The 13869-nt window shown below is 36.6% G+C and carries 5 protein-coding genes; all 5 read left to right on the top strand.

Annotated elements, in window-relative coordinates; translation table 11 throughout:
- Nucleotides 1–1103 (top strand): glycoside hydrolase family protein (locus tag HHU12_RS09590; RefSeq protein ID WP_205959840.1); only part of this gene is annotated, 1103 nt, incomplete at its 5' end.
- Between the two features lie 117 nt (nt 1104–1220).
- Nucleotides 1221–3410 carry a glycosyl hydrolase family 95 catalytic domain-containing protein gene (locus HHU12_RS09585; RefSeq protein ID WP_169656522.1) on the top strand — a complete coding sequence of 730 codons (2190 nt, stop codon included), beginning with the start codon at nt 1221–1223 and terminating at the stop codon, nt 3408–3410.
- Between the two features lie 322 nt (nt 3411–3732).
- Nucleotides 3733–7740, top strand: coding sequence for a hybrid sensor histidine kinase/response regulator transcription factor (locus HHU12_RS09580; RefSeq protein ID WP_169656521.1), 4008 nt, complete (start codon nt 3733–3735; stop codon nt 7738–7740).
- Between the two features lie 996 nt (nt 7741–8736).
- Nucleotides 8737–11298, top strand: coding sequence for a galactose-binding domain-containing protein (locus tag HHU12_RS09575; RefSeq protein WP_169656520.1), 2562 nt, complete (start codon nt 8737–8739; stop codon nt 11296–11298).
- Between the two features lie 4 nt (nt 11299–11302).
- The gene (locus HHU12_RS09570; protein WP_169656519.1) at nt 11303–13783 is read left to right on the top strand and encodes a carbohydrate-binding protein; all 2481 of its coding nucleotides are present in this window, start codon (nt 11303–11305) and stop codon (nt 13781–13783) included.
- Nucleotides 13784–13869: the final 86 nt, after the last annotated feature.

The raw sequence follows: 13869 nt of genomic DNA, 5'->3' as shown, positions 1-13869 counted from the left end.
ACGGATGGTTTCTTCAATTCATGTCACCCAAAAACAGCTTTGTGATTGGGCGACGTAAGTTTATATACCTATATAATAATTTAGGAATAGCACCTGTTGATGGAGGATTAGAGATGGATGATTATTGGGTTTGGGGAAGTTCTGTTATCAAAGGTGAAGATGGCCAATATCATATGTATGCATCAAGGTGGCCTAAATACTTAAAATTTCATCCTGGATGGATGATCGCTTCGGAAATTGTACATGCGGTGTCAGACAAACCAGAAGGACCCTATAAATTTCATGAGGTTGCATTAGGTGCAAGAGGAGCTCAATATTGGGATGGGAGATCATGTCATAATCCTAAAATTGTAAAGTACAAAGATGAATTTCTTTTATTCTACATGGGGTCTACTCATCCTTTTGAAGACGTCTCTGAAGAGAATGCAGATCAACTGACTTTATCAAGTAAGTGGTGCATTGCAGGCAGGTGGGGGAAAAGAGTAGGTGTTGCGACTTCAAAAAGCCCATATGGACCGTGGAAAAGGTTTGACCATCCTATAATTGATGTAAAACCAAATTCTTATTATAGTTTCTTGACTTCTAACCCTTCTCCACTAATAAAGGAGGATGGAACAGTGATTCTGTTATTTAAGGGGAGAAGTTACCAAGAGGATGAACTGACTCATACAGATCAATTTATTGGTGTTGCAACTGCTGATACATATCATGGACCCTATACGATCAGTGAACAACCGATTTTTTCAAAAGACAAATTTGGAGAAGTAGAGGACCCTCACCTTTGGAGCGATGAGAACGGTTATCATATGATTGCAAAAGATATGAGAGGAGAAATTGTCAATCATCATCATGGAGGAATACTCGCTCATTCTAAAGATGGTCTTCATTGGGAATTAGATAAAAGCCCTTTGGCCTATACTCGTAATGTCACTTGGAGTAATGGAAAGATACAACAACAAGGACAACTAGAAAGGCCTTTTGTATTTGTTGAGAATGGAAAACCAACACATTTATTCTTTGCAACGATGGACGGAAAAGGTGGGTTTTCAAATGGTTCGAAAACATGGAATATGGTGATAAAATTAAACGATACAATCAAATAGAAAACGAAGATGATGCACTTTAAAAAGCACTATTATATATTAATCTTAGCCCTATTTTTTTTCAAAACACCCTTACTTAGGGCTCAAGTAAAAAGCAAAATTGACTGGCCATCATTTATGGCACAACATGATTTGACCTGGGAGGAAATTCCTTCACAATGGGCGGAAGGTGCCTTTGTAGGGAATGGTCAACTAGGCATGATGATGTATGCGAAATTAGATGAAAACCGATTTAATTTTCACATTGGTCGCCAAGATGTAACCGATCACAGAAAAGCACCCAATAAGAAAACTTCAATGGGCGTAGACGGGACCAATTTATTAGATTTTTCAAGGCTTGATATTGGGAAAATGGTCATTCGACCCGAAGGTAAAATTCTCAATGCATCATTACGTCAAGACCTTTGGAATGCAGAAGTGAGGGGTACGATTTATACAGATTTAGGGCAAATCGATTTTAGAGCTTTTACGGCGTATGATGATATGCTTCAAATCATAGAATTGACTTCATCAGAGCAAAAAGAAGGAAAAGAATGTCCCATTAATTATGAGTGGTTACCCGGTGATCCTTCATGCCCGAGAGCCCATTTGATGTATGAAAGGTATAAAGATGATTATCTATTTAATCCACATTTACCCGAACAAAAAGTCATTGATGGAGTCAATGTTTGTGTACAAAAATTAGAAGCAGGAGGTGATTATGCTACGGCATGGAAGGCTGAAAAGAAAGGTGCTAAAACAACATTATATTTAACGACTGCCAATGAAGTGCCGGCTTCCAATGTCTCAGAGAAAGTAGCGGTGAAGGAAGTCCAAAAAGGGGTTGAGCTTGGGGTGAAAAAACTAGAGAAAGCAACAAGAAAGTGGTGGCATTCCTTTTACCAAAAATCATTTTTATCAATGCCCGACAATAGAATGGAATCGTTTTATTGGATTCAATTGTATAAACTCGCTACCTGTTCTAGAGTTGATGGACCTGCCTTGGATTTGAATGGAGTGTATTTTAAAAATACTTCATGGCCTGGGTTGTGGTGGAACTTGAATGTACAATTGACCTATTGGCCTTTCAATACTAGTAACCATCAAGATATCGCTTACAATTATATAGAATTGATAGATGAGCAGTTTGAATGGATTATGAGAAATAGAACCGGAAAAAGCTTAGGTGATTACGGTTGGGCATTGCACAACTATTGGCTCTATTTTGATTATCAAGGAGATGATGAAGCACTTTATGAAAAATGGTTGCCTAAAGCGAAACGAATTATCAAAAAATATGAGGATAAACTGATTCAAAATGATGAGGGGAAATATGAACTGACACCCATGGGTTCTCCTGAGTATAAAGGATTTAAGTCTTTTCAAAATACCAATTATAATCTAGCCGTACTAAGGTGGCTTTTGAATGAATCAATTGCTTTAAGCCAACATTTTAATGCCAATACAGAATTAATAACACATTGGAAAGGGATTCTAAACGACCTTATTGATTACCCAACGGATGAAAACGGATTGATGATAGGAAGTGATCAGCCTGTGGATATGTCGCATCGTCATTACTCTCATTTATTGGCATTGTACCCTTTATTTCAGTTGGATCCTGACAGTGAAAAAGACCGAGATTTGGTAGTGAAATCAGTATTGCATTGGCATAATATTGAAAATGGAAAAGCATTGGCAGGATATTCATTTACGGGAGCATCCTCATTATATTCCGCACTAGGTATGGGCAATGAAGCTGAAGCGATTATGCAAACTTTTTTAGATGCAGAAATTGGGGGTGCTCATTTTTTGCCCAATACTTTTTATATGGAAGGCAGTAATCCTGTGATTGAGACACCCTTAAGTGGGGCCTCATCTATCATGGAATATAGCCTTCAAAGTTGGGGAGGAAAAGTTAGAATTTTTCCTGCTATTCCTGAAAAGTGGGAAGAAGCCTCATTCTCCAAATTGTTAGCACAGGGAGGTTTTGAAGTAAGTGCCTCTCTCCAAGAAAAAGAAATTAAATGGGTGGAAGTGAAAAGCCTTGCAGGAAAAGTATGTATACTTAAAATTCCTGGTTGGGAGAACGCCTATCAAATAAGTAAAGGAAAGCAATTCAAAATTGAAAAAATGAAAGAGGGAGAGTTTTGTATTTCTCTTCAAAAAGGGGAAAAAGTGACATTAGGTATCACGTCAAAAATAAAACCCATCTTAAAATCAATTCCTCATCCTGAAGGAAAAGCCAACTATTTTGGAGTCAAAAAACACACAAAGAGAAAGCCTTTGTTAGAAGCTCCAATTTTGGAATATAAAGCATTAAAATAGAACCGATGAAACAGGCTAAACAAATAAAAACCCAAAGTCTATTTTATGGTATTTAGAAATCGGAAGATTTCTGTTGATCTGTAGGGCACGAATGATGCTTAGGCTTCACATTCGTGCCTGTAGGTATTCTACACAATTAGTTTTGAAGATACATTAATTTAAGCCCCAAAACTTGAAGTTTTAAGAAGTACATCCTAATTCCATTTTAATAGTTATCACTTTTTTATCATATTTATAATACAAAAAGGAAATCTCCCCTTCAAATAAGTGAGATATAATGGAATGATCTGCTACACTTTTTAAGATTAACCTGATTTTTTATATGAGATTACTATTACTTTTTTTACTTTTTAATGCTTTTGTAACATCTGTTTTTGCGAATAAAACTCCAATAGAATTTCGTCATCTTTCCATCAAGGATGGATTGATTTCTAACTATGTCAATACCATTTATGAAGATGCGAATGGACTGATTTGGCTGGGGACTAATGGCGGATTATCAAAATATGATGGGTATAACTTTCAATCGTTTACAAACTCAACCTCCGATACTGCAACATTGAGTAATAATATGGTGACCGTTTTGGCGGAAGATAAACATGATAATTTATGGATTGGAACCCAAGAAGGATTAAATAAACTGGACCTTACGACGTATAAAATCACTAGAGTAGCCTTAGAGAAAGAAGATGATATACCGTTGATGGTAACAGCTATTTTGATTGATACACAGCAGAATATTTGGGTGGGAACTTACGGTAATGGTTTGTATTGTTTGGATGCTCAGCTCAATTTGATCAAACATTATGTTCACGATAAAAACAATCCTTCTTCCATCATTAGCAATCAGATCCAAAGTATATTGGAGCACCCACAATGGGGAATAATGGTGGGAAGCATCAAAGGACTTGAAATACTCAGTAGCTCCTCTAATGCGAATAACTACATTTTCTTACAAGGGAGCAGTATTAATAGTTTGACTTTAAAGGAGGATGCTTCAGTTTTGATCGCCGTTAATCATGATTATGATGAGTATTATTTATTGTCTTCAGACTTTATAATTGAAGAAGAAAAAATTCCATTTGGTCTTAAAGGGAATACCAGTATTCTGCAAATTGACTCGGAAGGTAACAGATGGTTAGGCGTAAGAGATGTGGGTGTAGTTTTGAGGAAAAAGAATGGAGAAATCAACACACTCAGATACAATAAGTACCAAAAGAGAGGTATTAACAGTAATACAATCACAAGTTGGCTGGAAGATCAATATGGGAATATTTGGTTGGGGACATTGGATGCAGGTGTCAATATTTTTGATAAAAACAGAAAACCTTTTAATACTATTGATGACAACTATCTTGAAAATGGATTGAGAAATAATAGGGTGAGATCTATGTATCAAGATTCTGAGGGAGAGATTTGGATCGGTACAAAAGTGGGAGGAACATTAAGCAGGTTTGATGCAAACACTCACACTTTTGAACATTATGAAGCCAATAAGAACGATAAGAACAGTTTAAGTAATGATTATATATTCTGCATCACAGAAGACAAACCGGGCTTTTTGTGGGTAGGAACATTAGACGGACTAAATTATTTCGATAAAAAGAAAGGTACTTTCAAAAGCTACAGACCTGATCCACACAACCCCAACAGTTTGAAGTCAGAGTCGATTTATGCGCTCTTAAAAGAGAAGGACGATCTGTATATTGGGTATGCACATCATGGTTTGGATATCTACAATAACATCACAAAAAAGTTTGTCAATTATCAGAATGGAGCCAATGAAAATACCCTTTCTGACAATAGAGTAAAACAAGTTTTTAAAGACTCCAGAAATGAAATTTGGGTAGGGACCATGAAGGGTTTGAATTTATTTGACCGTCAGAAAGGAACCTTTAAAAGGTTTTTAAATTCTACGTCAGATACGACAAGCATCTCTGGAAATATCATTCAAAGTATTTATGAAGATGAAAACCAAAACCTCTGGATTGGAACATCATTAGGGCTGAATAAATATGACCCTGAAACCAATTCCTTCATTAGTTATACAACAAAAAACGGATTGGCAGGAAACTCTATTAAAGGGGTGCTAGGCGATAATAATGGAAATCTATGGTTGAGTACCAATAAAGGGATTTCAAAATTTGAAATTGAGAAAGGTCGTTTTAAAAATTACAATACTTTAGACGGATTGGAACCCAATGAATATTGGCCCGATGTGCAGTGTAAAACCACGAATGGACAATTGTTATTTGGTGGGAATTATGGTCTAGTGATTTTTGATCCAAGTCAAATCAAAGACAATCTATATATTCCAAAATTAAGATTGAAGGGTTTTAAAATTTCTAATAAAGAAGTGCCTATTGGTGGAGAAAATTCACCTTTGAAATCTCATATCAGTTTATCCAAAAAAATAACACTGAAGTATTATCAAAACGACTTTAGCATTGATTATGTGGCTTTGACCAATACCTCTTCAAAGAAAAGTGAATATGCTTATCAATTGGTGGGGTTTGAAGACGATTGGAATTATGTAGGTAAAAAACAAGAGGCAAGCTATACCAACATTGATCCGGGGAATTATACATTTGTAGTGAAAGCTTCTAACAGTGATGGGTATTGGAATGTTGAAGGAACTTCAATTGAAATAGAAGTTTTACCAGCCCCTTGGTTTACAGTTTGGGCTTACAGCTTTTATGCAATTGTGCTTCTTCTGATTGCTTATCAAATATGGAAATATTGGACAGAAAGGATCAAAAATAAGAAAGAATTAGAATTGAATGACTTGAAAATCAACTTCTTTGCGAATGTAAGTCATGAATTCAGAACGCCACTGGCATTAATACTTACGCCTTTAGAAAAAATCATACAATCCAATAAATACCCTGAAGAAGAGGAACAGCATTTATTGATTCATAGAAATGCCAAACGCTTGTTGAATTTGGTCAATCAACTATTAGATTTCCAGAAAATTGGCACCAATCAATTGCAACTCAAGCGAAGTGTCACAGATGTAGTTTCCTTTACAGAAGAATTACTTCACTCCTTTGATGATCTGACGCAATCGAAAAATATCAGTTTAGAATTCCACACTGAAATAGACTCTTTAAGAAGCACTTTTGATTATAATAAATTAGAAAAAGTACTTCTCAACCTTCTTTCCAATGCTTGTAAATTCACTCCAGAAAATGGGAGAATTACGCTGTCAATTGACAAAGAAAAGGACTCATTGACGATTAAAGTGAGTGACTCAGGAATAGGAATTGCTCCAGAACACTTGGAAAACATCTTCAACCGTTTTTATCAAATTGACACTCCAAATGTGACCAATAGGGAAGGAAGCGGTATTGGTTTATCTTTGGCGAAAGAATATGTGGAACTTCACGGTGGACAACTTACGGTGGAAAGTACACTAGGTGAAGGAAGCTGTTTTAGTATGAAATTACCTCTTGAGAAGATAGAAGAAGGAACACTTCCGTTGCATAAACCAAATGTGATAAAGAATAAGAAAGCATGGTTTAAGAAGGAGACAGAGGTGAAGCACTCTAGAAAAACACCGAACTTATTGGTGGTAGAGGACAATGAAGACTTCAGAAAGTTTTTGGTGAGTAATTTAAAAGGTAAGTTCAACGTTATAGAAGCCAAAAACGGACAAGAAGGCTGGGAGCAAGTCATCAACAACTTCCCTGATTTGATCATCAGTGATATTATGATGCCGGTTATGGATGGAAATGCACTTTGTAAAAAGGTGAAAGAAGACATCCGAACTTCGCATATTCCAGTCATATTACTTACTGCACAAACTTCTGAAGAATCACAGGTACAAGTTTTTGAAAGCGGAGCAGATCAATACGTTTCTAAGCCCTTTAATTTTGATGTCCTTGAATCAAGAATCCATAGTTTATTGGAACAGCGTACAAAACTTCAGCAAGCCTTTAGTAAAAAGCTGGAAGCCAACCCAACCGATGCTAAGGTGGAAAGTATTGATGAAAAGCTAATCCAAAAAGCTTTAATTTTCATTGAAAATAATATTTCCAATACCAATCTTACTGTGGAAGAACTAAGCAGTGAACTAGATATTAGTAGAGGGCATTTGTATAGAAAAGTGCAAATGCTGACGGGTAAATCACCTTCAGATTTTATCAGAGCCGTTCGATTAAAAAGGGCAAGCCAACTGTTGGAATCTAGTAATCTGACCATTTCAGAAATTGCTTATGAGGTGGGTTTCTCTAATCCGAAGTATTTTTCAAAATGTTTTAAGGCAGAATACAAAGTATTACCGTCGGTATATGCCAGTAATAAGAAAACAGAAACCAAAATCGATATTTAAGACTTATTCAGCGTAATATAACTATTGCTGTATATTATTGAATTATTTTAATTTGGGGTACCATTGTAACACCTATTTGTTACCAATGTTACCCCATCTTTTTGGATAAATAATTCTCTGCATGTGTAAAACGATATAGATTTGCTACATAAATTAAATAAGTGTAATTATTACTGTATTCAGGCTCCACATTAGTGAGTTTGCACATTTAATGGTATATGTATTAGAAGAACAAAACTTTTGAATAATGCCGATTATACATAATGACATTTTAAGAGATCTCTTGAAATTTAGATTGCGCAATCAAGTTATTATTTTAATTGTCCGATTTATTCAACCAGCAAAATGAAATGAATTATTAAGAACAATGTAAACTAAGTTTTCAAATTTTTATGGTTTTAGAAATTACGAAATTTCTGAGGATCTATAAGACACGAATGACGCTAACACTTAATATGCACGCAGTGGACTTTCTACCATTTTAGTTTGGTAGTTCGACCCTCGGCCTTGAAGGGAAAAGCGTTAAGAATTTCATGTATTGAGCCGTTAAAAATGATTTTCTTGTTTGAGCAAAGCGAGTTTAAAATCATTTAGGCGAGAGGAATGGAATTTAGCTTTTGCATTCAAAGCCTTGACTTTTTTGCTTCGTTTTTGTGTCAATACAAAAATGAAGAAGAAGGGTGCTTGAAAGTAGATCTAAAAAGCTTGCAGAAATGTCGATTGAAAGTTTGCTATAATTTAGTTTACAAAACAATTACTCTAATATAAATAGACTGACGTAACCAAATATTTTATCAAAATGATTAGGAGTAACTCATGATTACTTCTAAAATAGACCCTATTTTCCTTTTTGGAATACATATTGACCGTTATGTCTAATAATGTGTAAATACTTTTGATGAAGCCCTGAATTAAATTCACCGGCATCAATTATGATGGCTTTAGATTTTCAATAATCACTCAACACATTTTCTATTACATTTTAATACTTTTATTATGATGAAATATGTTATCAACTTTTCTGGCGTTTTATCGAAAGCGTTCATCAAACTGTTTACATTGACAACATTCTTTTTATTTACCTCCACTCTTTATGCCCAAACAGTAGTCAATTCACTAAGTGCATTAAAACCTTATTTGGATGATGATAATGCAAATGTGAAATTGGCTCCCGGAAACTACTATATTGATGCAGATGATATCGCAAATGGGGATTTTGGTAATCCACTTTTCGTTTTTGCAGGGAATAACAGCACGTATGATTTTACAGGCGTAACCCTTTATATCAATACCGATGTAATGCGTGCTTTTGGGAACGTAGATTACAGTCACCTTCAAACTCTAGGGAACAACAATGTTCTTAAAAACCTGACCATGATCGATGATGGAACCGTCGATGATCGTCCTCAAAAAAGAGCGACAAATATCCATATGGACGGCTCAAATAACCTGATTGATGGTTTTCATCTTACTGTAAGAGGTTCTTACCCTTATGGATATGGTGATGCCTTTGGTAAAGGTGGTGGACCTGTAATTACCCATTATAAGCATTCCGCAATCAATGTTAGAGGGAATTACAGCCATTTGAAAAACACTACAATTATCCATCACTCTTACGGACATGCTATTTTTATGCAAGCGGCCAGTTACCCCACTATTGAAGGGTGTTATGTGGAAGGCCAAGTAAGAACAACAGATGATATGCTGGCAGAAGAAGGAACAGGTTCTCCGGCTGATAATGTTGATTTTATGACCGTTTGGGGCTATAAATTACCTCCAGGATATATGATGAGTTTGGGCGAAGCAGGCATTAGAGCCTATAATGCGGGTACTACATATGTCGATGGGGTGGAGATCAGCAGAGGGACTGACAACCCCACTGTTATTGATTGTACGGTAAGATATATGAGAACGGGTGTTACTGTTGCTCATGCTACGGGTACAAAATATGTGGAGGGCTGTACAGCAATTGCCTGTGAAAACGGCTTTTCATTGGGATCAGGCACATTGACAAATTGTAAAGCAGATCTTGCTTACGGACCTGTGTATCAGAATACTTATGGTTCGGACAATGGGTACTTGGCAGATATTACCATCATCCCTGCCGTCGATCCTTATTATAACGGTTCGAAAACAGTTGCCTATGTTGGAGGAAGTAATCATGAGATTACACTTACAGGGACTGAGACGGTTGTGAATCAGGATTTTAAAATCAAGTTTGGAGGATCAAAAGATATTGTACGTCTTTTAGGAACGAATTCTCCTTCTCAAAATAACTTCGATGCACAATCTTGTGAGTTCAATAATAACACTCAATACCCTATGGTCATTTCTTCAGGTAGCGGAAATAATACCATAAAATCTTGTGGAAATGTGACAGATAATGGCTCTCAAAATAACGTTTCTGGTTCATCAAATTGTCCTTCTTTAAATGATAATATAGCATTGAATGGTGTTGCGAGTCAGTCTTCTACAGATTATGGCGGATCTGCTTCTAGAGCTATAGATGGAAATACAAATGGCAATTGGGCCAATAATTCTGTTACGCATACATCACCTAATGAAAACAATCCATGGTGGGAAGTTAATTTGGGAGGTACCTACAGCATTGATGAAGTGGTAGTTTTCAATAGAACAAACTGTTGTATGGATAGACTGAGTGATTATACTGTTTCGGTCATTAATGGGACTACGACGACGTATTCTGAAACATTTGCTACACATCCCGATCCTTCACAAACTGTAAATGCAGGTGGTGCTTATGGCAACATTATCAAGGTTCAAATTAATGGAACAGGTACGCTTTCTTTAGCCGAAGTTGAAGTCTATGCTGGAGAAATCAATACAGATATTAATTATCAATTGATCAAAAGAAATGCTACAGGATATGCGATAGATGGTGGAAGTAATGGCGGAAACATAGAGGGGCGTTCTGTAGAACTTTACAATTTTGTGCAACATGATAATTTGACTTGGACAGAAATCAATTTAGGTGGAGGCTTTTTCGCCTATGAAAAATTAAATTCTGGCTATTGTTTAGATGGGGGCGATGCGGGTTCAAATGGACAAAATGTAGTTTTATCGGCTCGTGATGATACAGATTGGGGGCAACAATGGGAGAAAATTGATGCAGGAAATGGACATTACCGACTTCAGAAAAGAGGGACAAATTATTCTCTAGATGGAGAAAGTGGAGGAGCTGTCAATCAGAGTGTTACTCTAGGTGTAAGCAGTAGCTCTGACGCTGATCAACAATGGAGATTTGACTTTGTATCCTCTAATTCAAGGCAATCCACCAACGAAATGAATACTTTGGAATCTGATATTGTGATGTATTATCCCAATCCGGTGAAGGGCAAACTTTCTCTTTCCCTTCCAGTCCAAACTTATACTGCTTTTGAATTGTATGGTGTTGATGGCAGTGTTTATCAGCAAGATGAAATTCCAGAAAATGACAGTGCTTTAAGTATTGACTTCTCTTCTTTAACTGATGGTGTTTATGTAATAAAACTATTAGGGAAGGATGCTGTGAAATCATTAAAAATCATCAAAGAATAAGGCCATGAACAACAATAAAAAAAGCATAAGATTTTCTCTGGCAATAATGCCTTTACTGTTATTACTCACTAATTCAGTATTTTCTCAAACTGTCGTTAATTCCTTAAGTGCATTGAAACCCTATTTGGATGATAACAATGCAAATGTAAAACTCGCTCCAGGTACTTACACTATCGATGCTTCAGACATCGCTAGTGGGGCTTGGGGGTATGATGTTCCCTATTTTGACAGTTACACTAAAACGGTAATGCACTTTGCAGGGAACAATAGCACCTACGATTTTACGGGTGTAACCATCAATTTTGACACTGATCTTTTTACTTCAGCAGGAAGCAAACAAATCTGGGAATTACAAATCACCGGAAGTGATAACGTCTTGAAAGGTTTGACGATGGTGGATGATGGTACTGTAGATGATGCTCCTTCAAAAGGGGTATGCAACATAGTAATGGATGGAGAAAATAATCGGATTCAAGATTTTCATGTTACCATAAAAGGTTCATATCCATATGGTTATGGTGATGCTTTTGGGAAAGGAGGCACCAACAATATCATTGCACATAGAAAACACAGTGCTTGTTTGGTGAGAGGAGAATCAAATCATGTGCTGAATAGTACGTTCATTCATCGTTCGTACGGGCATTGTATTTTTATGCAAGCGGCAAGCAATCCAAAAATCGAAGGATGCTATGTTGAAGGAGAGGTGAGAACTACTGATGATATGCTGGCAGAGGAAGGAACAGGTTCTCCGGCAGATAATGTAGATTTTATGACAACTTGGGGCTACAAATTACCGGCAGGGTATATGATGAGCCTGGGAGAGGAAGGAATCAGAGCTTATAATGCAGGGGAAACAGTGATCAATGGAGTGTTTATTGAAAGAGGAACTTCGAGCCCGACTGTCTTAAATTGTAATGTGAAAAGAATGAGAGGGGGAGTGACATTACCGCATGCTACCGGAACAGTGACAGTGGCCGGTTGTACAGTGCGAGAATGTGAAGGCGGATACCAACTCGCTGGTGGTACATTAACCAATTCAAGCTCTGATTGTGTATACGGTCCGGTCTACAAAAGTGCTTACGATAATGATGATCCTTCAACTTTGGATATTACAATTTTACCGGCAGAAGTTCCTTATTATAATGGATCAAAAAGTGTAGCTTATCTAGGCAATGATCATGGCAATATCACACTTACAGGATCTGAAGCGATTGTAGATCAAAACCTAAAAATCACTCTAGGTGGATACTTTGATGGAGTGGGTCTGAAAAATGGAAATGCATCTTCACAAAATGATCATACAGGATACTATTTAAACCTGACCAACAATACTTTTTATCCAGTAGAAATTCCATCGGGAGCAAATTACAATTCAGTAATTTCTTGTGGAACGGTAACCAATAATGGATCAAATAATACTATTTCGAGTTCTACAAATTGCCCTTCTAGCAGTTGTTCTTTCTTAAGTGCATTTTCAAGAATTGAAGCTGAAAATTACTGCGATCAATCAGGCGTAGACACAGAACCTTGTGACGAAGGAGGTTTAAATGTAGGTTGGATTGATGACAATGACTGGATCAAGTTTGACGATGTAGACTTTGGTAATGGTGCTAACTCAGTGGATTTAAGAGTATCAAGTAGATACACTGGCGGTACTGTACAATTACGATTGGGGAGCACTTCTGGAACTTTAATTGGAACAGCTTCAGTGCCAGCAACAGGGCAGTGGCAAAATTGGACTACAGTAACAACGCCCATCAGCAATGTTTCTGGCACTCAAGACTTATACTTGGTATTTACTAATGGAGGGATAAACATTAACTGGCTTGAGTTTTCAGCATCATGTGCTTCATTTTCAGGGATTCAAGCAGAAGATTTCAATGGTATGTCAGGTATTGTGGATGAAGGAAATAACGTAGGGTTTGTTCATAATAATGACTGGGCAAGGTATGAGAATATTGATTTGACATGTGCTCAAAGTATAGCGGTAAGAGCATCAAGTCAGACGAATGGAGGAAGTATTGAAGTGCGTTTAGGAAGTGCATTGGGTACATTGATAGGGACAGTGAATATCGGTAGTACAGGCAATTGGAACTCTTGGCAAACGAACACAGCATCTATTTCATCAACCAACGGCACGCATGATGTCTACTTGGTGTTTAAAGGTGGAAGTGGTTACTTGTTCAATTTGGATTGGCTAGAATTTAGCACTTCTTCATCCTCTTCAAGAGAAGGAAATTTATTACTTATGGAAAACAATCTTTCTCCAGAAATTAGGATTTACCCTAATCCTGTAACTGATATTTTGAATATTAAGAATGCAGAGGGTGCAGATGTAAAAATCTACAATACTTCTGGGAGTTTAATCTATAAAAAACAAAATAGTGGTAGTGTAATAAATATAAGCAATTTGGAAGACGGGATATTAATTATTCATGTAACTGACAATAGTGTGACTAAAGTGTTTAAGGTTATCAAACAATAGTTTTAGTACATAATAGCAAGTCTTAGAATTATATTCTTTGACTTGCTGTTTCTACTTTTCTATTCCAAATGATTAATGATTTGACT

It is taken from the genome of Flammeovirga aprica JL-4 (assembly GCF_012844305.1).
Classification (GTDB): Bacteria; Bacteroidota; Bacteroidia; order Cytophagales; family Flammeovirgaceae; genus Flammeovirga; species Flammeovirga aprica.
Note: the sequence above shows the minus strand (reverse complement) of the source record. Positions and strands in the feature narration are given on the sequence as shown.

Bases quoted from the DNA above. Each gene is read 5' to 3' on its own strand.
- HHU12_RS09580 (WP_169656521.1), top strand. From the start codon at position 3,733: ATGAGATTACTATTACTTTTTTTACTTTTTAATGCTTTTGTAACATCT.
- HHU12_RS09570 (WP_169656519.1), top strand. From the start codon at position 11,303: ATGAACAACAATAAAAAAAGCATAAGATTTTCTCTGGCAATAATGCCT.
- HHU12_RS09575 (WP_169656520.1), top strand. From the start codon at position 8,737: ATGATGAAATATGTTATCAACTTTTCTGGCGTTTTATCGAAAGCGTTC.
- HHU12_RS09585 (WP_169656522.1), top strand. From the start codon at position 1,221: ATGGCACAACATGATTTGACCTGGGAGGAAATTCCTTCACAATGGGCG.